Raw genomic sequence first — 24,142 nt, forward strand, 5'->3', positions numbered from 1 at the left:
CGACGACGCCCCGCGCGCGGGAGCCCCGCCGCCACCCCGCACCCCCGAAGGCCGCCCATGCCCGAAGGTGACACGGTCTTCCGGACGGCGAGGCACCTGCACACCGCCCTCGCAGGCGCGCCGCTGACCCGCTTCGACCTGCGCGTCCCGAAGTACGCGACGGTCGACCTCACCGGCCGGACCGTCCTGGACGTCACCCCGCGCGGCAAACACCTCCTCACCAGGATCGAGGGCGGCCTCACCCTCCACTCGCACCTGCGGATGGAGGGCGCCTGGAAGGTGTACGCCGAGGGACAGCGCTGGAGCGGCGGCCCGGGACACCAGATCAGGGCGCTCCTGGGCACGGCGGACCGTACGGCCGTCGGCTACCGCCTGACCGTGCTGAACCTGATCCGCACCCCGGAGGAGGACACCCTGGTCGGCCACCTCGGCCCGGACCTGCTGGGCCCCGACTGGGCGCCGGACCGAGCGCTGGCCAACCTCCTGACCGACCCCGCCCGCCCCCTCGGCGAGGCCCTGCTCGACCAGCGCAACCTCGCCGGGATCGGCAACGTCTACAAGAGCGAGCTGTGCTTCCTGACCGGTGCCACCCCCTGGCTCCCCGTCGGCGCGCTTCCCGCCGACCGCACGGCCAAACTGCCCGCCCTGGCCCACCGTCTCCTGGCGGCCAACAAGGACCGCCCGGTCCGCACGACCACCGGCCGCCGGGGCCAGGACCTGTTCGTGTACGGCCGCGCGGGGCGCCCGTGCCTGCGCTGCGGGACCGTCGTCCGCGTGGCCGGCCAGGACGACCGTCCGACGTACTGGTGCCCGCGCTGCCAGCGCGGGCCCACCAATTGACGGACCGTCAGATTCCCTCGTACGGTCCTTGAATGGCCGTGAAGGCGTACGACCTCAGCGGGCGCACCGCGTTCGTCACCGGAGCCGCGAGCGGCATCGGCCGCGCCTGCGCCGTCCTGCTCGCGCAGGCGGGCGCGACCGTACACGCGGCGGACCGGGACGCGCGGGGGCTGAAGGAGACGGCGAGGCTCGCCGAGGCAGCGCGAACCGAAGCGGCGCAAACCGCAGCCCTTCGCCCTGAAGCAGCGCAAGCCGACGCCCCCCGCCCAGAAACCCCCCACCCCGAGGCCGTCCACACCCACCGCATGGACGTCACCGACCGCGCCCAGCTCCACCGCGCCATCACCTCCTGCGACCGCCTGGACATCCTGGCCGCCGTCGCCGGCGTCATGCACAGCAGCACCGTCCTGGAGACCCGCGACGAGGACCTGGACAGGGTGTGGGCCGTCAACTTCAAGGGCGTCCTGTACGCCTGCCAGGAGGCCGCCGGTCTGATGATCGAACAGGGCTCGGGCGGCAGCATCGTCACGATGGCCTCAGGCGCCGTCGACACGGGCGGCGCCGGGCTCCTGTGCTACGGCGTGGCCAAGGCCGCCGTCGTCCAGTTGACGAAGACCCTCGCGACGGAGGCCGGCCCGCACGGCATCCGCGTCAACGCGGTCGCCCCGGGCTGGATCCGCACCCCGATGACCGACCGCCCGGACGCCGCCGCCCAGGCCCGCACGGAGGCGTCCATGGCCCGCCTGTCCCCACTGAGGCGGGTGGGCGAGCCGGAGGACATCGCCCACGCGGTCCTGTATCTAGCGTCGGACGCGTCGGCCTTCGTCACAGGCCAGATCCTGCGCCCCAACGGCGGCGTCGTGATGCCCTGGTGACCCCGACAACTCACCTCATCCGAAAATCACACCCCCACCACTCCCTCCCCATCCGACCTCACCCCCCACCCCCACTCCCACCCCCACTCCCCCGCCAAGCCTCCCGCCACCTCCCCACAGCAACCGCCCCCACCGCCGCAGCCCGAGGCACACAGTGCACCGGCAACAGACTCAACCCCCACCCCCCACCCACGACCACCCCCTCCACCACCCCCGCGTCCGGCGAGACCACGAGCCGCGCGGCGGCCCACCACCACACCACCCCGAGTCCCAGCCGGACTATCCACCCCACCAGACCCCCTACACGTTCTCGGCCTGGAACATCCAATGATGCTTCTCCAGATCCGCGGTGATCCCGATGAAAATGTCCTGGCTCACCGGATCCGCGTCACCCGTAACCGCCACACGTTCCCTCATACGAGTGATGACCGCCCCCAGCGCCGAGACGAGCGTCCCCACCGCGTCGGCGTCCTTCACCCACCCCTCGCCCACACTCCCGATCCCACTGCCGGCGGCGACAGTGGCCGCCCGCCCGTCCGGCGAGACCCCCAGCGCGGAGGCCCGCTCGGCGACCGTGTCGGAGTGCGCACGGGCGATGTCGACGACCTCGTCAAGCTGGAGATGGACGGACCGGAACCGGGGCCCGACGACGTTCCAGTGGACCTGTTTGGCGACCAGCGAGAGGTCGATCAGGTCGACGAGGGCGCCCTGCAGCGCCTCGGCGACGGTACGCAGATCGGCGTCGGACAGCGGGCTCTTCACGACGTACATCCGTAAACCTCCGGTGTTCGGGTCACGCCGTTCCACGATGCCCGCGCCCCCGGACCCCGGCAAACGGAGCGAACGAGAGCACCCCGGGACAGGGAACACCCGAGACGGAGGGCACCCCGGAACATACGAAAGCCCCGACCGGGTCCCCGGCCGGGGCTTCACGCAAACGCCTTTCCGCAACGCCTCAGGCGGCGACCACATCCACCGCCTCGGCAGGCGCCTTGATCGTCACCCGCTCCGGCGGCACACCGGCCACCGAAACGGAACCCAGCATCGGACGCACCGGGGCCGGCACGGGCTGGCTGGGGGTGGCCGCAGCGGACTGGGCCAGTTCGGCGAGGGCGAGTTCGTCGCTCACTTCCCGCATGAGTTCGGACATCCGTACGTCCAGCGCGTCGCAGATGGCGGCGAGCAGCTCGGAGGATGCCTCCTTCTGCCCCCGCTCCACCTCGGAGAGATAGCCGAGCGATACTCGGGCGGACGAGGAGACTTCGCGCAGAGTACGGCCCTGGCGCTGGCGCTGCCGACGCAGCACGTCACCCAGCAGGCGACGGAGCAGAATCATCGGTGGCTCCCTCCTCGGACCGCGTAGCCGCATCCTTCTCGCCCCACCGTACCGCCTAGCGCCGCGGCCGTGCGGGGAGCGATGTCGTGTTCACTCAGGGCTGCAAACATCAAAACCCCCCGTTCTGTTCCGTATCCTGTGCCCGCTCATTCCCGGTCTGTTCGCCCGCAAGCTCCTCAAGGAGCAGTGCGAGTACGCTCCGTACACTCTCTCTACGAATTTCCGCACGGCTGCCGTTCAACCGCAGCGCCTTCACTTTTCCGCCAGGGGCAGAACCGGAATCGGAGCCGAACGGTCCGTCGATCGCGACGAAGACGGTCCCGACGGGCTGCCCGTCCTGCGGCTCGGGACCCGCGACGCCGGTCGTCGCGATCCCCCAGTCCGCGCCGAGCGCCTTGCGGACGCCGGCCGCCATCTGGGCCGCGACCTGCGGATCCACCGCCCCGCGCGCGTCCAGCAGCTCCGCGTCGACGCCCAGCACCTCGCGCTTCAGGTCGGTCGCGTACGCCGTGACCGAGCCCCGGAACGCCTGGGAGGCGCCGGGCACCGAAGTGATCTCCGCCGCCACCAGACCACCCGTCAGCGACTCGGCGACGGCAAGCACCTCGCCCCTCACCGTCAGTAGTCGCACCACGTCAGTGGCCGTGGAACTCACGCTTCCGTCTCCTCCAACGCCGCCTTGCGCTCGGCGATTCCCTCTCGGCGCAGCACAATGGCCTGTCTTACGTAGTCGAGGCCCGTCACGACGGTCAGGACGACCGCCACAGCCATCACCCAGAACCTCAGGGTGGCCAGCCACCCCGTCAGCGCCAGGACGTACATCCCGACGGCGACGCCCTGGGTGAGGGTCTTCATCTTGCCCCCGCGGCTCGCGGGGATCACGCCGTATCTGATGACCCAGAAACGAAGGAGCGTCACGCCGAGTTCCCGGCCCAGGATCACGATCGTCACCCACCACGGCAGATCGCCGAGCGCGGACAGACAGAGCAGCGCCGCGCCCATGATCGCCTTGTCGGCGATGGGGTCGGCGATCTTCCCGAAGTCGGTGACGAGGTCGTAGGTCCGCGCGAGGTGCCCGTCGAACAGGTCGGTGATCATCGCCACGGCGAACGCGGCCCACGCGAACGCGCGCCACGCCGGGTCGTACCCCCCGTCGGCCAGCATCAGCGCGACGAACCCGGGCACCAGGATCAGCCGCAGCATCGTCAGCAGATTGGCGATGTTCCAGACACTCGCCTGGTTGACGGCGGCAGCGGCGATCTTCGCGCCCCGCGCGCCACGCGCGCTCTCGGACGAACCTCCAGCAGACGAGGCACCCGCGGACGAACGCTCAGCAGTCGAGCCACCCACGGACGAGGCACCCGCGGGCGAGGCGCCGGCAGACAGACCCCCCGCGGACGAGCCACCCTCAACCGCACCCCCCTTCGACGAGGGCGAGGGCGAGGAGACGTCCCCCGCCACCGCGTCCCGCCGCACAGCCGCCCCTCCAGAGGCCCCGGCACTCCCTGCGCCCCCAGTCCCGGCACCCTCACCGGAACCTCCAGCCCCCAAAGCCCCCTCCGCCCCCTCGGTGACCCCAGCCCCACCGACCTCAGGCGAAACCCCCGCAGCCCCTCCGGAGCCCCGCGCCCCCCTCACACCCCGCGAGGAGCCGCCCGCGGCCGACGCCGGAACACCCGTCATCTGCCTGTCTCCTCACTCCACCCGTTCGAGCGCTCCAACGGCTCGGCCACGAGGTCGACGCCTTCCGTGCCGACCACCTTCGCCTCGACGATACGGCCGACCTCCAGCCCCTCGCCGCTCGTGAGGAGCACCTGGCCGTCGGTCTCGGGCGCCTGGTGGTCCGCGCGGCCGTAGACACCCTCCACCTCGTCGACGGACTCCACAAGGACGCGGACGCTCTCGCCGACCCGCTCCTCCGCGCGCTGCGAGACCAGTTCCTCGGCGAGCCGGGACACGCGCGCCAGGCGCTCGGCGACGACGTCCTCGGGGAGCTTGTTCTCGTACGTGGCGGCCTCGGTGCCGTCCTCGTCGGAGTACCCGAAGACGCCGATCGCATCCAGCCGGGCCCCATTCAGGAACCGCTCCAGCTCGGCGAGGTCGTGCGCGGACTCGCCGGGGAAGCCGACGATGAAGTTGGAGCGCACGCCCGCGTGGGGCGCCTTGCTCCGGATGGTGTCGAGCAGTTCGAGGAACCGGTCGGTGTCGCCGAAGCGCCGCATCGCGCGCAGGACGTCCGGCGCGGAGTGCTGGAAGGACAGGTCGAAGTAGGGCACGACCTTGGGCGTCGAGGTGAGGACGTCGATGAGGCCGGGCCGCATCTCGGCGGGCTGGAGGTAGCTGACCCGCACCCGCTCCAGGCCCTCGACCTCGGCCAGCTCCGGCAGCAGCGACTCCAGGAGGCGGATGTCGCCGAGGTCCTTGCCGTACGACGTGTTGTTCTCGGAGACCAGCATGATCTCCTTGACGCCCTGCTCGGCCAGCCAGCGCGTCTCGTTGAGGACGTCGGAGGGGCGGCGCGAGATGAAGGAGCCCCGGAAGGACGGGATGGCGCAGAAGGAGCAGCGCCGGTCGCAGCCGGAGGCGAGCTTGACGGAGGCGACCGGCGAGCCGTCGAGCCGGCGCCGCAGGGGCGCGCGCGGGCCGGAGGCGGGCGCCAGCCCCTCGGGGAGGTCCACCGGGCCGTGGCCCGGCAGGGCGACCGCGGCGGCCGACTCCTGCCGCTCGGCGGGGCTGATCGGCAGGAGCTTGCGCCGGTCGCGCGGGGTGTGCGAGGCGTGGATGCCGCCGTTCAGGATGGTCTGGAGGCGGTCGGAGATGTCCGCGTAGTCGTCGAACCCGAGCACGCCGTCGGCCTCGGGCAGCGCCTCGGCGAGTTCCTTGCCGTACCGCTCGGCCATGCAGCCCACCGCGACGACGGCCTGCGTTCTCCCGTGTCCCTTCAGGTCGTTGGCCTCCAGGAGGGCGTCCACGGAGTCCTTCTTCGCGGCCTCGACGAAACCACAGGTGTTGACCACGGCGACGTCCGCTTCGTCGGCGGACTCCACGAGCTGCCAGCCGTCCGCCTCCAGACGGCCCGCGAGCTCCTCCGAGTCCACCTCGTTACGGGCGCAGCCAAGGGTGACGAGTGCGACGGTACGGCGTTCAGGCATGGGCTCAAGACTACTTTGTCCCACCGACATCGGACGCCGACGGGGTTGACCAAGATCGTCTTTTCTTACCCGGCCTGCGGATCGCCCTTCGTGTAGGTCAGCCGCTCGACCGCCCCCGGCTTGAAGTCGTTGTCGAGCTTCTTGCCGTTCACCCAGAGGTCGATCGCCCCGGCGTCACCGAGGACGAGATTGATCTTGCTGCTGTCCTGGAAGGTCTCCGACTCGCCCTTCTTGAGGAGGTCGTCGAAGATCAGCCGGCCGTTGTGGTCCTTGGCGGAGATCCAGCTGCGCCCGTGGACGGCGCTGACGCGCACGGTGACCTTGTCCTGCGGGGCGGCGGCGATGGCGTCGTCGGAGGGCGTGGGACGGACGTCGGTGGTGGGCTTGTCGTTCTTCGGCGTGGGCGGGCTCGGGGAGGCGGACGGCGTGGGGGTCGTACCCCCGGCGATCTGATCGGAAGAGTCGCTGTCGCCGCCCTTGAAGGCGGTGAAACCGACAAAACCGATCACGGCGACGATCGCGGCGACCATCGCGGCCGTCCAGTTCGGCCCTCTGCGCTCAGGGCGGATACGTTCCGCCTCGAAGAGCGGCGCGGCCGGCGTCGGCGCGGGACGGCCGCCGTGCGAGGCGTCGAAACGGGCGATCAGCGGGGCGGGATCGGTGTGGACGGCACGCGCGAGCGTGCGGATGTGCCCGCGCGCGTAGACGTCGCCGCCGCAGGCCGTGAAGTCGTCCGCCTCGATAGCGTGGACGATCGCGATGCGGATCCGGGTGGCGGTACTGACGTCGTCGACGGTCATCCCGGCGGCGATCCGGGCCTGCCGGAGCACATGACCGATGGTGGGGGCTTCCTCGGAGGAAACGTCCTGGAACGGACGCTCGTCTTCAGGGGAGTTGCCGATGGACACGGGGGCGCCTTTCGAGCGTGTAGCCGCCTGTGCTGGAGATTCAGTCTAGGGGGGGTACAAAAGGGTGGGGCAACCGGGCGGTCGGACTTTGTACGCCATCGGTATGGCCGAGGTGCGACCGGACACGCCGACGGCGAGGCGGGCCGGGCCCAGCATGGGGCCCGTACCTGTCCTTCGCTCAACTGGACGTGCGACAAAGGGAAACGGTTGCCCGACGATCTCTAACGGGTGAGTCACGGAGAGCACCGACCTCAGCGCCCCCGCACCCCCTGGCCCCAACGCCCCTCGCGTCCCGGCTCCGGAACCCCTTCACCACAGACCCAGGCGCCCCCGTACCCCTGGCCCGGCGCCCTCACGCCCCGGGGACTCAGCTCCCCCCTCGCCCCGGCCCCCGCAACCCCCGCTCCCCCGCCCCTGGATCTCTGAACCCGGCGTCCTCGCCCCCGGGACTCAGTGCCCCCGCACCCCGGCCCCGGCACCCCGTCACCACCGACCCCGGCCCCCGCACCCCGGCCCCCGCAACTCCCGTCCCGGCGCCGCCCCTCACCCCCACCCCAGCGCCCCCCTCTGCCCTGCACCCCAACCACCCCACCCCCGCCTCAGCCACCCCCCCTGATCACATCCAGCACCCCATCAAGATCGTCCGGCTTCACCAGCACATCCCGCGCCTTGGACCCCTCGCTGGGCCCGACGATCCCCCGCGACTCCATGAGGTCCATCAGCCGCCCGGCCTTCGCGAAACCGACCCTCAGCTTGCGCTGGAGCATGGACGTCGACCCGAACTGCGTGGACACGACCAGCTCAGCGGCCTGGCACAGCAGATCGAGGTCGTCACCGATCTCCTCGTCGATCTCCTTCTTCTGCTTCGACCCGACGGTGACGTCGTCCCGGAAGACCGGCGCCATCTGGTCCTTGCAGTGCTGCACGACGGCCGCGACCTCGGCCTCGGTGACGAACGCCCCCTGCATACGGGTCGGCTTGTTCGCGCCCATCGGCAGGAACAGCCCGTCGCCCTTGCCGATCAGCTTCTCGGCGCCCGGCTGGTCCAGGATGACGCGCGAGTCGGCGAGCGAGGACGTCGCGAACGCCAGCCTGGAGGGCACATTGGCTTTGATCAGACCGGTGACGACGTCCACGGACGGCCGCTGCGTCGCGAGCACCAGATGGATGCCCGCCGCGCGCGCGAGCTGCGTGATGCGCACGATCGAGTCCTCGACGTCCCTGGGGGCGACCATCATCAGGTCGGCCAGCTCGTCGACGATCACCAGCAGGTACGGGTACGGCTGGAGCTCCCGCTCGCTGCCCTCGGGCGCTTTGACGCCCCCCTCGCGCACCGCCTTGTTGAAGTCGTCGATGTGCCGGTACCCGTACGCCGCGAGGTCGTCGTAGCGCAGGTCCATCTCCCGGACGACCCACTGCAGCGCCTCGGCGGCCCGCTTGGGGTTGGTGATGATCGGCGTGATCAGGTGCGGGATGCCCTCGTACGCGGTCAGCTCGACGCGCTTGGGGTCGACCAGGATCATCCGGACGTCCTCGGGGGTCGCCCGGATCATCACCGAGGTGATCAGACAGTTGATGCAGGACGACTTGCCGGACCCGGTGGCACCGGCGACCAGCATGTGCGGCATCTTCGCCAGCGAGTGCATGACGTACCCGCCCTCGACGTCCTTGCCGAAGGCGACCAGCATCGGGTCGTCGTCCTCGGCGGACTCCGCGAGCCGCAGCACGTCCCCGAGGTTGACCATCTCCCGGTCGGTGTTGGGGATCTCGATCCCGACGGCCGACTTCCCGGGGATCGGGCTGATGATCCGCACGTCGGGACTGGCGACGGCGTACGCGATGTTCTTGGTCAGCGCGGTGATCCGCTCGACCTTGACGGCCGGTCCCAGCTCGACCTCGTAGCGCGTGACCGTCGGCCCGCGCGTGAAGCCGGTGACGGCGGCGTCGACCTTGAACTCGGTGAAGACGTTGGTCAGGGACGCGACGACGAGGTCGTTGGCCGCGCTGCGCGCCTTGCCGGGGCCGCCGCGCTCCAGGAGGTCCAGGGAGGGCAGCGAGTACGTGATGTCCCCGGCGAGCTGGAGCTGTTCCGCGCGCGCGGGCAGGTCCCGGATCTCCTCCGGCGCCGCCTTGGTGAGGTCCGGCACTATCCCCGGCGTGAGCTTCTCCTGCTTGGCCCCCTTGGGCCGGGCCCCCGGGACGGGCGTCGGCCGCGTCGGCTCGCGGTCGCCGACGGTGACGCCCTGTGTGAGGTCGGCGACGAGCGGCGAGGGCGGCATGCCGTGCAGGACGGCCCCGTCGAGGTCCGCCGCGGCGGCCGCCGCGATGTCCACAGCGTCCATCTGACGGTCCGCCGCGGTCTGGGGCGCCCCGAGCCGCCTGGGACGCCCGCGACGCCGTGACAGGGCCTCCTGCTCCGCGTCCTCGGGGTCGTACCCGGCCGGCTGGGCGGTGCGCCGGCGCCCGCGCGCGGGAAGCGCCTCGCGCCACTGCTCGTCGTAGCGGGCGTCGTCCTCGCCGTACGCGTCGAACTCGTCCGGGTCGTGCAGGATGCCGAGCTTGACGCCGAGCAGACGCAGGCGCTGCGGGATCGCGTTGACCGGGGTGGCCGTGACGACGAGCAGCCCGAAGATTGTCAGCAGCACCAGGAGGGGGACGGCGAGGACTTCGGTCATCATGAACGTCAGCGGGGTCGCCGCCGCCCATCCGATGAGGCCACCGGCGTCCCTTATGGCCTGCATGCCGTCGTCGCGCGCGGGCGACCCGCACGCGATGTGCACCTGCCCGAGGACGCCGATCAGCAGCGCGGACAGCCCGATGACGATCCGCCCGTTGGCCTCGGGTTTCTCCGGGTGCCGCACGAACCGTACGGCGATCACCGCGAGCAGGATCGGCACGAGCAGGTCGAGCCGCCCGAAGGCGCCGGTCACCAGGATCTCGACGAGGTCGCCGACGGGCCCCCTGAGGTCCGCCCAGGTGCCCGCCGCGACGATCAGCGCGACGCCGAACAGCAGCAGCGCGACGCCGTCCTTGCGGTGCGCCGGGTCCAGGTTCTTCGCCCCGTTCCCTATCCCCCGGAACACCGCCCCCACGGCGTGCGCCGTCCCCAGCCACAGGGCGCGGACGACGCGGTAGACGCCGCCCGTGGGGCTCGGTGCCGGCTTGGCCGCGGCCTTCTTCGCCGGCGCCTTGCGCGCGGGCGCCTTCTTCGCCGGGGCTTTCTTCGCTGCGGCCTTCTTCGCCGGAGCCTTCGCGGGAGCAGCGGCCTTCTTGGCGGGCTGCTTCTTGGCTGCGGAGGGACGTGAGGCCATGGGTGTGAGGGTACCGGCGGAAGCGATACGGGACACGTGTGCCCACAGCTTCACCCGTTCGTGTCGCCCCTGAGCGGGCCCGAAACTGACGGCACGCCTGAAGACGGCTCCCGCGCGGGAGTTACCGGTGGATCCGGACGGCGCGGGCGAGCGGACCCCGCCCGCCCGGACCCGTACCGGACGACGTGCCGCTCAGCCCTGCGAGGGCACCGTGGGCGCGCCGCCCCCGGCTCCGGGCTCCAGCGCGTCCAGGGCCCGCCGCAGCCCCGTCAGCTTCCGTTCGAGGTGCGCCGCGGTGGCCACGGCGGCCGCGTCCGCGGAGTCGTCGTCGAGTTGCTTGGACAGCGCCTCGGCCTGTTCCTCGACGGCCGCGAGGCGCGCGGACAGCTCCGCGAGGAGCCCCGGCGCCTCCTTGCCGTTGTCGACTCCGGGCCGCCCGCTCCCGTCCAGTTGGAGCCGCAGGAGTGCCGCCTGTTCCCGGAGCTGACAGTTCTTCATGTAGAGCTCGACGAAGACCGAGACCTTCGCCCGCAGCACCCATGGGTCGAACGGCTTGGAGATGTAGTCCACCGCGCCGGCCGCGTACCCCCGGAAGGTGTGGTGCGGTCCGTGGTTGATCGCGGTGAGGAAGATGATCGGGATGTCCCTGGTCCGCTCCCGACGCTTGATGTGCGCGGCCGTCTCGAATCCATCCATTCCCGGCATCTGGACGTCCAGCAGAATGACCGCGAAGTCGTCCGTCAGCAGTGCTTTGAGCGCCTCTTCCCCGGACGATGCCCGCACCAGTGTCTGATCCAGCGCCGAGAGGATCGCCTCCAGCGCCAGCAGATTCTCCGGCCGGTCATCGACCAGGAGGATCTTGGCCTTCTGCACCATGGCCCGCCCTCCTCGCCCCGGCAGTGCACCGGGCGCCGCCCCTGGGGACGACTCCTTTGCGCCGCCCTTCCTTGTGCCGGTCATGGTAGCCGTACCCCGACCGCCGCCACACCCTGTCACCGCGATGTCACAGTGCACGTAGCAGGAACGCAGCGGGAGACCAGAAGGTTCCCCGAACACCGTCCCGCTGCCCAGAGCCGGCCACCCTGAGTCAGCGCGTCACGGCACCTCCACACAATTCCCGTCACCCTTCCCGCATCCACTGCTCCATCACGGACAGCAGGTGGTCGGGGTCCACGGGCTTGGTCACATAGTCGGACGCACCGGACTCGATGGCCTTCTCCCGGTCGCCCTTCATCGCCTTCGCGGTGAGCGCGATGATCGGCAGCCCCGAGAACTGCGGCATCCTGCGGATCGCCGAGGTCGTCGCGTAGCCGTCCATCTCCGGCATCATGATGTCCATCAGGACGACCGCGACGTCGTCGTGCTGCTCCAGGACCTCGATGCCCTCGCGGCCGTTCTCGGCGTACAGCACCGACAGCCCGTGCTGCTCCAGGACGCTGGTGAGCGCGAAGACGTTGCGGATGTCGTCGTCCACGATGAGCACCTTGTCGCCGCCGAAACGGATGTTCACGCGCGCGTGGGCCTCGTGCTCGCCGTTCTCCTCGCCGGACGCGCCGCGCCGCCGGCGCCGGAAGAGGGCCGCGGCCCCGTTCTGCGCCTCGCGGTACGACGTCACCTCGGCCGGCGTCTCCGCCTGCGGGTCGGACAGCCCCGCGAGCTCCGCCGTCCCGTTCTCCGAGGCGACCAGGTCGCCCGCCTCCAGCGCCGGCACGCCCTGCTGGTAGCCCTGCGGCGGCAGCTCGCTCGGGCGCAGCGGCAGGTACAGCGTGAACGTCGACCCGCGGCCCGGCTCGCTCTGGGCGTAGATCTCACCGCCGAGCAACTGCGCGATCTCCCGCGAGATGGACAGGCCCAGTCCCGTGCCGCCGTACTTGCGGCTGGTGGTGCCGTCGGCCTGCTTGAACGCCTCGAAGATCACCCGCATCTTGCTGGCCGCGATCCCGATGCCGGTGTCGGTCACGGAGAACGCGATCAGCGGGGCGTCCGCGTCGGTCATCGAACCGGTCTCCAGCAACTGCTCCCGGATCACCACCGGTACGTCGGCCCCGGCGGGCCGGATCACCAGCTCCACGGAGCCGGAGTCGGTGAACTTCACCGCGTTGGACAGCAGGTTGCGCAGCACCTGCAGGAGGCGCTGCTCGTCGGTGTGGAGCGTGGCGGGCAGCTCCGGGGAGACCCGTACGGACAGGTCGAGGCCCTTCTCGGCGGTCAGCGGCCGGAAGGTGGCCTCCACGTAGTCCACGAGCTGCACGAGCGCGATGCGCGTCGGGGAGACGTCCATCTTGCCCGCCTCGACCTTCGACAGGTCGAGGATGTCGTTGATCAGCTGGAGCAGGTCGGACCCGGCGCCGTGGATGGTCTCGGCGAACTCGACCTGCTTCGGCGAGAGGTTGCCCTCGGCGTTGTCCGCGAGCAGCTTGGCGAGGATGAGCAGCGAGTTGAGCGGGGTGCGCAGCTCGTGCGACATGTTGGCCAGGAACTCGCTCTTGTACCGCATGGACACGGCCAGTTGCTCGGCGCGCTCCTCCAGGACCTGCCGGGCCTCCTCGATCTCGGTGTTCTTCACCTCGATGTCCCGGTTCTGCCGGGCCAGCAGCTCGGCCTTCTCGCCCAGCTCGGCGTTGGACGCCTGGAGCGCCTTCTGCCGCTGCTCCAGCTCGCCGGAGCGCTCCTGAAGCTGCTCGGTCAGCTCCTGCGACTGCTTCAGCAGCCGCTCCGTCTTGGTGTTGACGGAGATCGTGTTGACGCTGGTGGCGATCATCTCGGCGATCTGGTTCAGGAAGTCCTTCTGGATCTGCGTGAACTCCCCGAACGTCGCCAGCTCGATCACCCCGAGCACCTTGCCCTCGAACAGCACCGGCAGGACGATCACCTGCGCGGGCGGCGCCTCCCCGAGCCCCGAGGAGATCTTCAGGTAGCCGCTGGGCGCGTCGGAGACGATGATCGTGCGCTTCTCCAGCGCGGCCGTCCCCACCAGCGCCTCACCGGGCCTGAACGACGTCGGCATGGACCCCATCGAATAGCCGTACGAGCCGAGCATCCGCAGCTCGTACTGGTCGGGGCCGGCGTCCGGGGTCGGCATGCCCAGGAAGAACGCGCCGTGCTGGGCGGCGACCAGGGGCGGCAGTTCGCTCATGATCAGCGAGGCCACGTCCACCAGGTCGCGGCGGCCCTGCATGAGCGCCGACACGCGCGCGAGGTTGCCCTTCAGCCAGTCCTGCTCCTTGTTGGCGATCGTGGTGTCGCGCAGGTTGGCGATCATCTTGTTGATGTAGTCCTGGAGTTCCTGGATCTCCCCGGACGCGTCCACGTCGATCTTCAGGTTCAGGTCCCCCCGGGTCACCGCGGTCGCCACGCGCGCGATCGCGCGTACCTGCCGGGTGAGGTTCCCGGCCATCTCGTTCACGGACTCGGTGAGGTCGCGCCAGGTGCCGTCCACATCGCGCACGCGCGCCTGCCCGCCGAGCTGCCCCTCCGTGCCCACCTCGCGCGCGACGCGCGTGACCTCCTCGGCGAACGACGACAGCTGGTCGACCATCGTGTTGATCGTGGTCTTCAGCTCCAGGATCTCGCCGCGCGCGTCGATGTCGATCTTCTTGGTCAGGTCGCCGTTGGCGATGGCCGTCGTGACCATCGCGATGTTGCGGACCTGGCCGGTCAGGTTGGACGCCATCTGGTTCACCGACTCGGTGAGGTCCTTCCAGGTCCCCGACACGCCCGGCACGTGCGCCTGGCCGCCGAGGATGCCGTCCGTGCCCACCTCGCGGGCCACCTTGGTGACCTGGTCGGCGAACGAACTCAGCGTCCGCACCATCGTGTTGAAGGTGTCCGCGAGCTGCGCGACCTCCCCGCGCGCCTCGATCGTCACCTGCCGCGTCAGGTCGCCGTTGGCGACGGCCGCCGCGACCTGGGAGATGTTGCGCACCTGGATGGTCAGGTTCTTGGCCATCAGGTTGACGTTGCCGCTGAGGTCCTTCCAGATGCCCGTGATCCCCGGCACGTGCGCCTGCCCGCCGAGGATGCCCTCGGTACCCACCTCGCGCGCGACCCGGGTCACCTGCTCGGCGAACGACGACAGCTGGTCGACCATCGTGTTGACGGTCGTGACGAGCTCCAGGATCTCGCCCTTGGCATCGACAGTGATCTTCTTCGACAGGTCGCCCTTGGCGACGGCGGTGGTGACCTCGGCGATGTTGCGGACCTGGATGGTCAGGTTGTTCGCCATGAAGTTCACGGACTGCGTGAGGTCCTTCCAGGTCCCGGAGACCCCCTGCACCTCCGCCTGGCCGCCCAGGATGCCCTCGGTACCCACCTCACGGGCGACCCGGGTCACCTGCTCCGCGAACGACGACAGCTGATCGACCATCGTGTTCAGGGTGTTCTTCAGCTCCAGGATCTCCCCGCGCGCGTCCACGGTGATCTTCTGGGAGAGGTCACCGCGCGCCACCGCGGTGGCGACCTGCGCGATGTTGCGGACCTGCGCGGTCAGGTTGCCCGCCATGCCGTTCACGGAGTCCGTGAGGTCCCGCCACACCCCGGCCACCCCGGGCACCTGCGCCTGCCCGCCGAGCCGCCCGTCGGTGCCCACCTCGCGCGCGACGCGCGTGACCTGCTCGGCGAACGACGACAGCTGGTCGACCATCGTGTTGATGGTGTTCTTCAGCTCCAGGATCTCCCCGCGCGCGTCCACGTCGATCTTCTGCGACAGGTCACCGCGCGCCACCGCTGTCGTCACCTGAGCGATCTGACGCACCTGCGAGGTCAGGTTCCCGGCCATGAAGTTGACGGAATCGGTCAGTTCCTTCCACGTCCCCGACACCCCGTCCACGCGCGCCTGCCCGCCCAGCCGCCCCTCCGTGCCCACGTCCCGGGCCACCTTGGTGACCTGGTCCGCGAAGAGCGACAGCTGGTCCACCATCCGGTTCACGGTGTTCTTGAGCTGGAGCATCTCGCCGGAGACGTCGACGGTGACCTTCTGCGACAGGTCACCGTTGGCCACCGCCGTCGTCACCTGGGCGATGTTGCGGACCTGCCCGGTGAGGTTGCGGAACGCCGTGTTGACGGAGTCCGTGAGGTCCTTCCACGCCCCCGCCGCGCCCGACACCTGCGCCTGACCGCCCAGCTCGCCCTCGACGCCGATCTCCCGCGCCACCCGCGTCACCTCGGCGCCGAACCCCGAGAGCTGGTCCACCATCCCGTTGACGGTGTTCTTCAGCTCCAGCATCTCGCCGGCCACGTCGACGGTCACCTTCTGCGACAGGTCACCGTTGGCCACGGCCGTCGTCACGTAGGCGATGTCCCTCACCTGAGTGGTGAGGTTGCGGAACACCGTGTTGACGGAGTCCGTGAGGTCCTTCCAGGTCCCCGACACACCGGGGACGTTCGCCTGCCCGCCCAGCCGGCCCTCGGAACCCGTCTCGTTGGCGACCCGCGTCACCTCGTCCGCGAAGATCCGCAGGGTCTCCGTCATCTGGTTGATCGTGTCGGCGAGCTGCGCGACCTCCCCGCGCGCGGGGACGGTCACCTTCCGGGACAGGTCACCGTTGGCGACCGCCGTCGTCACCTCGGAGATCCCGCGCACCTGGGCCGTCAGGTTCCCGGCCATGGTGTTCACGGAGTCGGTGAGCTCCTTCCACACCCCGTCCACACCGCGCACCTGCGCCTGCCCGCCGAGGATGCCCTCGGTGCCCACCTCGCGCGCCACGCGCGTGACCTCGGAGGAGAACGCCGACAGCCGGTCGACCATCGTGTTGACGGTCTCCTTCAGCTCCAGCATCTCGCCGGCCACGTGCACGGTGACCTTGCGCGACAGATCGCCGTTGGCCACCGCCGTCGTCACCAGCGCGATGTCCCGCACCTGCGCGGTCAGCCGGTCCGCCATCGTGTTGACCGACTCGGTCAGGTCCTTCCACGAACCCGACATCCCGCGCACCTGCGCCTGCCCGCCGAGCTTGCCCTCGGTGCCGACCTCGCTGGCCACGCGCGTGACCTCGTCGGTGAACGTCGACAGCTGGTCGACCAGGTTGTTGACGACCCGCCCGACCTTCAGGAACTCGCCCCGCAGCGGATGCCCCGCCCCCTCAGGCGTGTGCGCGCGCAACTCCATCCGCGGCGACAGATCGCCCTCCGCGACCGCCGACAGCACCCGGCTGACCTCGGACACCGGCCGCGACAGATCGTCGACCAGCGAGTTCGAGGCGTCGATCGCCGCCGCCCACGAGCCCTCGCAGACGCCCGTCTCCAGCCGCTCCGTGAGCTTCCCCTCGCGCCCCACCACACGCCGTACGCGCGCCAGCTCACCCGTCAGATGCAGGTTCCGGTCGGCCACCTCGTTGTAGACGGCCGCGATCTCCGACATCACGCCGTCCCCGGACACCGTGAGCCGCTTGCGGAAGTTGCCGTCCCGCATGGACATCAAAGCCGCCAGGAGCCGGTTCAGGGCCGCCGTGTCGACCACGGTCGTCCCTCCCGCGCGTGAGGCGCGAGGCCCGCCTTTCACACGCGCCTTCGTGCCCCGCGTCGCTGCGCCAGACTCCACTTGTCCCTCCCGCACGGGTCGCCCTTACCGCTCGTCGCCATACAGCCCTGCCGCGTATCGCTGCCCGATGTAATCAGGCCACAGTGAAGGCTGCTGCCCGACGTACACGGAAGACACCCAGTCTGCCCGGACCTTCACAAGAAGCTTTCCCAGTGTTTCACCCTCACCGAACACGGCCATAACAGTTCGGCGGCTGTGCACACCGTCCGCACACACCGGGGACGGAAACACGGGCGACCGGCATCCGCCGCACCCCGGAAGGTCAGTAACCTTGCAGAGGCTGTCCAGCCGCGCCGGCCCGACCCGGCCTGGGCGGTGGCACGAGCACGAGCGGGCATCGGAGGGGCGGCCGCAGGAATGACCACCGGACTGATTCCCGGGGGACAGCCCCCGGACCACCGGCCGACCGGGACACGCCCGCCACAGCCACGCCACCCGGACGACCGCGAAGCCCTGCACACCGCCGACCCGCCGAGGAGTTCTGTGATCACCGCGCGCGCGGGCGCCAGTTTCGAGGCCGCCGGACGGTCCGTCGCCACCGCCCGTTCGTTCGTCCGCGACACCCTCCAGGGGTGGGGCTTCGCCGACATCGTCGACGACGCCGTCGTCCTCACGAGCGAACTCGTCACCAACGCCGTCATCCACGCGGGCACCCAGGCCGACGTCCTGTGCCTGCGCAGCGACGACGGCGTGCGCATCGAGGTCGCCGACCGCTACCCGGACCGCGAGATCCCCCTCCAGGGCGCCCTGCCCGCCATGAGCAACCCCGACCGCGAGGGCGGACGCGGACTCCAGCTGTGCGCGGCCATCGCGGGCCGCTGGGGTGTCGAGTACACGCCCACCCACAAGAACGTCTGGTTCCAGCTCGACCTGCCCGAACGCCCCGTCGGCACCCGCGCGGCGGGCCCCTCCCTCCCGGTGGGCCTCCTGCCGCTCACCGACGGCCGCGTCCGCGTCGCCGTCGTCCAGATCGACCGCGCGGGCTCCATCTCCGCGTGGAACGAGGACGCCGAGGAATTGTTCGGCTACCCCGCCGACCAGGTCACCGGCAAACCCCTCACCGACCTCGCCGCCTGGCCGCACACCCCGGGCACCGCCACCGGCATCGCCGAAGCCCTCCAGCTCTCCCGCTGGGAGGGCAGCTACGGCATCCGCGGCGCCGACGGCCGCGTCACCCCCGTCTACGCCTCCCACCTGCGCGTGCGCGACACCGGCGGCGAGCCGTCCACCGTCTGCCTCCTGGTGCGCGACCACGAGCGCGCGGTCCTGCAGACCCCGGCCCGCGTCCCGGCCACCGACACCACCACCTCGTCCGACACCCCGAGCACCGACCCGTTCGAGGTGTTCATCGGCTCCCCCGCGCCGGACGACCTCGACGGCCTCCTCCAGCGCACCGTGGAACGCGCGCGCGACATGCTCGACGCCGACGCCGCCTTCCTGCTCCTCGCCACGGACGACGAGACCGAGCTGGAGGTCCGCGCCTCCACCGGCCTCCCCTCCACCCGCCAGCGCTTCGCGCGCGTCCCCGTCGAGGCCGGCCCCGGCCGCTACGGCTCCGCCCGCATGCCCGCCGTCCACGACGACCTGTCGGCCGTCCCCGGCGCCGTGCCGCTGCTGAACGGCACCGGCATGCGCGCCGTCGTCACCGTGCCCCTGAAGGTCGAGGGGCGCCTCACCGGCTCCCTGGGCGTCGCCTCCGAGTCGCCGGGCCGCTACTCCAACGAGGAGGCGCTGCGCCTGCAGTTCGCCGCCGACCGGATCGCCCTCGCCGTCGAATCGGCCCGCCTGGGCGAGCTGGAACGGCTGCGCAGGGGCTCCCTGAGCTTCCTCGTCGAGGCGTCCGACCTCCTCGCCGGCACCCTGGACCGCGACCAGACCCTCGCCCTGATGGCCCAGATGACGGTCCCGACCCTGGCGACCTGGTGCGCGGTCTACACGATCGCCGACCAGGCGTCCGACCCGTACCTGTCGTACGTCCTGCACGAGGACGAGGAACTCATCGACGGCATCAAGTCGCTGCTCTCCAAGATCGCCCCGCCCGACCCGGTCCCCACCCCCGGCGCCCGCGTATGGACCGCGCCCGGACGAGCGGCCCACGAGGCGGCCCTGCGCAGCTCGATGCGCAGCCTCGGCCTCTCCGGCGGCCCCACCCACCAGGTCACCACCGGCATCGGCCCCACCCTCGCCACGGCCTCCGCGGTCGGCGGCGAGACCGTCGTCCTGCCCCTGGTCGCCCGCAACCGCGTCATCGGCATGCTGACCCTCGGCAAACCGACCGACGAACACTTCCGCCAGGAGATCCTGGAACTCGCCGAGGACCTGTCCCGCCGCGCCGCCCTCGCCCTCGACAACGCTCGCCTCTACTCGGAGCGCACGGCCATCAGCCAGGCCCTCCAGCGCAGCCTCCTGCCCCCGGGCCTGCCCGAGATCGACGGCGTCGAGGTCGACGTCATCTACCGCGCGGCCGGCGAGGGCAACGAGGTCGGCGGCGACTTCTACGACGTCTTCCCCATCAGCGACGGCGCGTACGGCTTCGCCATCGGCGACGTCTGCGGCACCGGCCCCAACGCCGCCGCCGTGACCGGCCTCGCCCGCCACGCCCTGCGCCTGCTCGCCCGCGAGGGCCTGAGCGGCCCCGCGGTCCTGGAACGCCTCAACTCCGCGATCCTCGACGAGGGTTCCCGCAGCCGCTTCCTGACCCTCCTGTACGGCGAACTGCGCCCCCAGGAGGACGGCAGCGCCGAACTGAGGGTCGTCTGCGCCGGCCACCCCCTCCCCCTGCGCCTGCGCCAGGACGGCACCGTCGAGCCCGCCGCCGAACCCCAGCCGCTCCTGGGCGTCATCGAGGACCTTGAGCTGTACGAGCAGACAGTCACCCTCGACCCGGGCGACGTCCTCCTGTGCGTCACCGACGGCGTCACCGAACGCCGCGAGGGCACACGCATGCTGGGCGACGACGGTCTCGCCGACGTCCTCACCACCTGCACCGGCCTCACCGCCGGGGCGGTCGCCGCCCGCATCATGCGCGCGGTGGAACGCTTCGCGTCGGACGCGCCCTCGGACGACATGGCGATTCTCGCGATGCGCGTGGCGTGAGACATGAAAAAGCCCCCTGCCTGTAAAGGCAGGGGGTTTATTTCTGAGCCCCCAAACGGAATCGAACCGTTGACCTTCTCCTTACCATGGAGACGCTCTACCGACTGAGCTATAGGGGCCGGTCGCTTTGCGGGGTTTCCCTCGCGGCAACAAGAAGATCGTACCCCGAGCGCGCCCGTATTCCCAAACCCGTTTCAGTACGCCGGCTGCAACAACCCGCCGAGCGCATTGCACGCGGACACAATGCGCTGCATGTCCCTTTTCGTCAATGCCGCGTCGACCGGCAGCGCCAGCGTCTCACCGGCCGCCCGCTCGGTCTCCGGCAACGACACACAGCGCCTGAACTCCGGCAGCCGATGCACAGGCACCTTCACCGGCACCCGGCACGCGACCCCCTTGCCGCGCAAGGCCCGCGCGAAAGCGTCCCGATCCGGCCGCCCGTTCCCCGGCACCCTCACGACGTACTGCTGATACGTGTGCCCGTCCCCACCGTCGGGCGTCCGCACCCCACGCAACCGCGCATCGAGATACGCCGCCCGCTCCCGCCGCTGCGCGATCTCATCGACGGCCCCTTCCCCGTCCCCCTCCTCCAACACCAACAGCCCACGCCGCGCCCCGAGTTCCCGCAACCGCCCGATGTCCGCGAGCCGCCCGAAGCGGTGCACGACGACGACGGCCGCCGTCCTCGGAGTGACGACCGACTCGACGGCCAGCGCGTCGAGGCAGTAACTCACCGGGTCCACGTCCGCGAACACCGGCATCCCACCCACCCGGGCCACCTCTTCGGCGACCTCGGTGTTCCCGAAAGCCGGCACGATCACCTCGTCACCGAGTCCGACGCCCGCAGCCCTGAGCATTGCTCCAGTACCCATGCTGGGATGGTCAGCTCGGAACGTGAACTCGAAGTGACACACAACAAAAAAGAGGCGGGCCCTGAACCGAAGTTCAGGGCCCGCCTCTGAATGATTGTTCGGCGGCGTCCTACTCTCCCACAGGGTCCCCCCTGCAGTACCATCGGCGCTGTGAGGCTTAGCTTCCGGGTTCGGAATGTAACCGGGCGTTTCCCTCACGCTATAACCACCGAAACACTATGAAACAGTCAACCGCACCGCATGTGGCCATACGGGGTTGTTCATGGTTTCAGAACCAACACAGTGGACGCGAGCAACTGAGGACAAGCCCTCGGCCTATTAGTACCAGTCACCTCCACCCCTTACAGGGCTTCCAGATCTGGCCTATCAACCCAGTCGTCTACTGGGAGCCTTACCCTCTCAAGGAGGTGGGAACACTCATCTCGAAGCAGGCTTCCCGCTTAGATGCTTTCAGCGGTTATCCCTCCCGAACGTAGCCAACCAGCCATGCCCTTGGCAGAACAACTGGCACACCAGAGGTTCGTCCGTCCCGGTCCTCTCGTACTAGGGACAGCCCTTCTCAATATTCCTACGCGCACAGCGGATAGGGACCGAACTGTCTCACGACGTTCTAAACCCAGCTCGCGTACCGCTTTAATGGGCGAACAGCCCAACCCTTGGGACCGACTCCAGCCCCAGGATGCGACGAGCCGACATCGAGGTGCCAAACCATCCCGTCGATATGGACTCTTGGGGAAGATCAGCCTGTTATCCCCGGGGTACCTTTTATCCGTTGAGCGACGGCGCTTCCACAAGCCACCGCCGGATCACTAGTCCCGACTTTCGTCCCTGCTCGACCCGTCGGTCTCACAGTCAAGCTCCCTTGTGCACTTACACTCAACACCTGATTACCAACCAGGCTGAGGGAACCTTTGGGCGCCTCCGTTACCCTTTAGGAGGCAACCGCCCCAGTTAAACTACCCATCAGACACTGTCCCTGATCCGGATCACGGACCCAGGTTAGACATCCAGCACGACCAGACTGGTATTTCAACGACGACTCCACAAGTACTGGCGTACCTGCTTCACAGTCTCCCAGCTATCCTACACAAGCCGAACCGAACACCAATATCAAACTGTAGTAAAGGTCCCGGGGTCTTTCCGTCCTGCTGCGCGAAACGAGCATCTTTACTCGTAGTGCAATTTCACCGGGCCTATGGTTGAGACAGTCGAGAAGTCGTTACGCCATTCGTGCAGGTCGGAACTTACCCGACAAGGAATTTCGCTACCTTAGGATGGTTATAGTTACCACCGCCGTTTACTGGCGCTTAAGTTCTCAGCTTCGCCAAGACGAATCTTGACTAACCGGTCCCCTTAACGTTCCAGCACCGGGCAGGCGTCAGTCCGTATACATCGCCTTACGGCTTCGCACGGACCTGTGTTTTTAGTAAACAGTCGCTTCTCGCTGGTCTCTGCGGCCACCCCCAGCTCACCGAGTAAATCGGATCACCAGGAATGGCCCCCCTTCTCCCGAAGTTACGGGGGCATTTTGCCGAGTTCCTTAACCATAGTTCACCCGAACGCCTCGGTATTCTCTACCTGACCACCTGAGTCGGTTTAGGGTACGGGCCGCCATGAAACTCGCTAGAGGCTTTTCTCGACAGCATAGGATCATCCACTTCACCACAATCGGCTCGGCATCAGGTCTCAGACTACGTGCAGGGCGGATTTGCCTACCCTGCGTCCTACACCCTTACCCCGGGACAACCACCGCCCGGGCTGGACTACCTTCCTGCGTCACCCCATCACTCACCTACTGCAAGTCTGGTCCGTCGGCTCCACCACTCCCCTTTGCCCGAAGGCTCCGGGGCGGCTTCACGGACTTAGCATCGCCTGGTTCGATGTTTGACGCTTCACAGCGGGTACCGGAATATCAACCGGTTATCCATCGACTACGCCTGTCGGCCTCGCCTTAGGTCCCGACTTACCCTGGGCAGATCAGCTTGACCCAGGAACCCTTAGTCAATCGGCGCAAACGTTTCTCACGTTTGTATCGCTACTCATGCCTGCATTCTCACTCGTGAACCGTCCACCACTGCCTTCCGGCGCGGCTTCACCCGGCACACGACGCTCCCCTACCCATCACAGCAGGCGTTGGCCCTCATGCTGCAATGACACGACTTCGGCGGTACGCTTGAGCCCCGCTACATTGTCGGCGCGGAATCACTAGACCAGTGAGCTATTACGCACTCTTTCAAGGGTGGCTGCTTCTAAGCCAACCTCCTGGTTGTCTCTGCGACTCCACATCCTTTCCCACTTAGCGTACGCTTAGGGGCCTTAGTCGATGCTCTGGGCTGTTTCCCTCTCGACCATGGAGCTTATCCCCCACAGTCTCACTGCCGCGCTCTCACTTACCGGCATTCGGAGTTTGGCTAAGGTCAGTAACCCGGTAGGGCCCATCGCCTATCCAGTGCTCTACCTCCGGCAAGAAACACACGACGCTGCACCTAAATGCATTTCGGGGAGAACCAGCTATCACGGAGTTTGATTGGCCTTTCACCCCTAACCACAGGTCATCCCCCAGGTTTTCAACCCTGGTGGGTTCGGTCCTCCACGAAGTCTTACCTCCGCTTCAACCTGCCCATGGCTAGATCACTCCGCTTCGGGTCTTGAGCGTGCTACTAGAAACGCCCTATTCGGACTCGCTTTCGCTACGGCTACCCCACCCGGGTTAACCTCGCAACACACCGCAAACTCGCAGGCTCATTCTTCAAAAGGCACGCAGTCACGAGACAAGGACAAGTCCTCGTCCGACGCTCCCACGGCTTGTAGGCACACGGTTTCAGGTACTATTTCACTCCCCTCCCGGGGTACTTTTCACCATTCCCTCACGGTACTATCCGCTATCGGTCACCAGGGAATATTTAGGCTTAGCGGGTGGTCCCGCCAGATTCACACGGGATTTCTCGGGCCCCGTGCTACTTGGGTGTCTCTCAAACGAGCCGCTGACGTTTCGACTACGGGGGTCTTACCCTCTACGCCGGACCTTTCGCATGTCCTTCGCCTACATCAACGGTTTCTGACTCGTCTCACAGCCGGCAGACTGTGAAAGAGAGATCCCACAACCCCCACGACGCAACCCCTGCCGGGTCTCACACGTCGTAGGTTTGGCCTCATCCGGTTTCGCTCGCCACTACTCCCGGAATCACGGTTGTTTTCTCTTCCTGAGGGTACT

Annotated in this window: 13 protein-coding genes, 1 tRNA gene and 2 rRNA genes (1 of these 16 only partly in view); 3 read left to right on the forward strand and 13 right to left on the reverse strand. The window is 68.9% G+C overall.

Features of this window, described 5'->3' with window-relative positions:
* Positions 1-57 precede the first annotated feature (57 nt).
* Positions 58-840, forward strand: coding sequence for a DNA-formamidopyrimidine glycosylase family protein (locus tag IAG44_RS10395; RefSeq protein ID WP_187746853.1), 783 nt, complete (start codon positions 58-60; stop codon positions 838-840).
* A gap of 32 nt (positions 841-872) precedes the next feature.
* Entirely contained in the window at positions 873-1,715 is an 843-nt protein-coding gene (locus IAG44_RS10400; protein WP_187746854.1) for an SDR family NAD(P)-dependent oxidoreductase, read from the forward strand.
* Positions 1,716-2,015: 300 nt separating this feature from the next.
* On the opposite strand, the gene IAG44_RS10405 is transcribed toward IAG44_RS10400, so the two are convergent.
* From IAG44_RS10405 to IAG44_RS10445, 9 genes are all read right to left on the reverse strand, one after another.
* A complete protein-coding gene (locus IAG44_RS10405) occupies positions 2,016-2,486 on the reverse strand; it encodes a Dps family protein (protein ID WP_187746855.1) in 471 nt (156 codons plus the stop codon).
* Between the two features lie 184 nt (positions 2,487-2,670).
* Entirely contained in the window at positions 2,671-3,051 is a 381-nt protein-coding gene (locus tag IAG44_RS10410; protein ID WP_055724821.1) for a helix-turn-helix domain-containing protein, read from the reverse strand.
* 109 nt (positions 3,052-3,160) lie between these two features.
* Entirely contained in the window at positions 3,161-3,706 is a 546-nt protein-coding gene (locus tag IAG44_RS10415; protein WP_187746856.1) for a CinA family protein, read from the reverse strand.
* On the reverse strand, positions 3,703-4,512 hold the full coding sequence (pgsA, locus tag IAG44_RS10420) for a CDP-diacylglycerol--glycerol-3-phosphate 3-phosphatidyltransferase (RefSeq protein ID WP_187752608.1): 810 nt from the start codon (positions 4,510-4,512) through the stop codon (positions 3,703-3,705). The genes IAG44_RS10415 and pgsA overlap by 4 nt, the downstream gene beginning before the upstream one ends.
* A 218-nt stretch (positions 4,513-4,730) precedes the next feature.
* Entirely contained in the window at positions 4,731-6,203 is a 1,473-nt protein-coding gene (gene rimO / locus IAG44_RS10425; protein WP_187746857.1) for a 30S ribosomal protein S12 methylthiotransferase RimO, read from the reverse strand.
* A gap of 65 nt (positions 6,204-6,268) precedes the next feature.
* Positions 6,269-7,111, reverse strand: a complete 843-nt coding sequence (locus tag IAG44_RS10430) for a helix-turn-helix domain-containing protein (protein WP_187746858.1) — start codon at positions 7,109-7,111, stop codon at positions 6,269-6,271.
* Between the two features lie 599 nt (positions 7,112-7,710).
* Entirely contained in the window at positions 7,711-10,422 is a 2,712-nt protein-coding gene (locus tag IAG44_RS10435) for a DNA translocase FtsK (protein ID WP_187746859.1), read from the reverse strand.
* 192 nt (positions 10,423-10,614) lie between these two features.
* Positions 10,615-11,298 (reverse strand): response regulator, encoded by a 684-nt coding sequence (locus IAG44_RS10440; RefSeq protein ID WP_187746860.1) that lies wholly within the window; start codon positions 11,296-11,298, stop codon positions 10,615-10,617.
* 244 nt (positions 11,299-11,542) lie between these two features.
* Positions 11,543-16,960 carry a HAMP domain-containing protein gene (locus tag IAG44_RS10445; RefSeq protein ID WP_187746861.1) on the reverse strand — a complete coding sequence of 1,806 codons (5,418 nt, stop codon included), beginning with the start codon at positions 16,958-16,960 and terminating at the stop codon, positions 11,543-11,545.
* A gap of 357 nt (positions 16,961-17,317) precedes the next feature.
* On the opposite strand from IAG44_RS10445, the gene IAG44_RS10450 reads away from it, so the two are divergent.
* The gene (locus IAG44_RS10450; RefSeq protein ID WP_187746862.1) at positions 17,318-20,056 is read left to right on the forward strand and encodes a SpoIIE family protein phosphatase; all 2,739 of its coding nucleotides are present in this window, start codon (positions 17,318-17,320) and stop codon (positions 20,054-20,056) included.
* A 46-nt stretch (positions 20,057-20,102) separates the two neighbouring features.
* Here IAG44_RS10450 and IAG44_RS10455 read toward each other — a convergent pair.
* The 4 genes from IAG44_RS10455 to IAG44_RS10470 form a co-directional block, all read right to left on the reverse strand.
* Positions 20,103-20,175 (reverse strand) — tRNA-Thr (locus tag IAG44_RS10455).
* Between the two features lie 75 nt (positions 20,176-20,250).
* The gene (locus IAG44_RS10460) at positions 20,251-20,913 is read right to left on the reverse strand and encodes a DegT/DnrJ/EryC1/StrS family aminotransferase (protein ID WP_187752609.1); all 663 of its coding nucleotides are present in this window, start codon (positions 20,911-20,913) and stop codon (positions 20,251-20,253) included.
* Between the two features lie 111 nt (positions 20,914-21,024).
* A 5S ribosomal RNA gene (gene rrf, locus IAG44_RS10465) occupies positions 21,025-21,141 on the reverse strand.
* A gap of 85 nt (positions 21,142-21,226) precedes the next feature.
* Positions 21,227-24,142 (reverse strand): 23S ribosomal RNA (locus IAG44_RS10470) (it continues 206 nt past the right edge of the window).

This window comes from Streptomyces roseirectus (genome assembly GCF_014489635.1).
Taxonomy (GTDB): domain Bacteria; phylum Actinomycetota; class Actinomycetes; order Streptomycetales; family Streptomycetaceae; genus Streptomyces; species Streptomyces roseirectus.

What these genes read in the sequence shown, in the direction of transcription:
- IAG44_RS10395 (WP_187746853.1), top strand. Translation starts at nt 58, where the DNA reads ATGCCCGAAGGTGACACGGTCTTCCGGACGGCGAGGCACCTGCACACC.
- IAG44_RS10400 (WP_187746854.1), top strand. Translation starts at nt 873, where the DNA reads ATGGCCGTGAAGGCGTACGACCTCAGCGGGCGCACCGCGTTCGTCACC.
- IAG44_RS10405 (WP_187746855.1), bottom strand. Translation starts at nt 2,486, where the DNA reads ATGTACGTCGTGAAGAGCCCGCTGTCCGACGCCGATCTGCGTACCGTC.
- IAG44_RS10410 (WP_055724821.1), bottom strand. Translation starts at nt 3,051, where the DNA reads ATGATTCTGCTCCGTCGCCTGCTGGGTGACGTGCTGCGTCGGCAGCGC.
- rimO (WP_187746857.1), bottom strand. Translation starts at nt 6,203, where the DNA reads ATGCCTGAACGCCGTACCGTCGCACTCGTCACCCTTGGCTGCGCCCGT.
- IAG44_RS10435 (WP_187746859.1), bottom strand. Translation starts at nt 10,422, where the DNA reads ATGGCCTCACGTCCCTCCGCAGCCAAGAAGCAGCCCGCCAAGAAGGCC.
- IAG44_RS10440 (WP_187746860.1), bottom strand. Translation starts at nt 11,298, where the DNA reads ATGGTGCAGAAGGCCAAGATCCTCCTGGTCGATGACCGGCCGGAGAAT.
- IAG44_RS10450 (WP_187746862.1), top strand. Translation starts at nt 17,318, where the DNA reads ATGACCACCGGACTGATTCCCGGGGGACAGCCCCCGGACCACCGGCCG.
- IAG44_RS10460 (WP_187752609.1), bottom strand. Translation starts at nt 20,913, where the DNA reads ATGCTCAGGGCTGCGGGCGTCGGACTCGGTGACGAGGTGATCGTGCCG.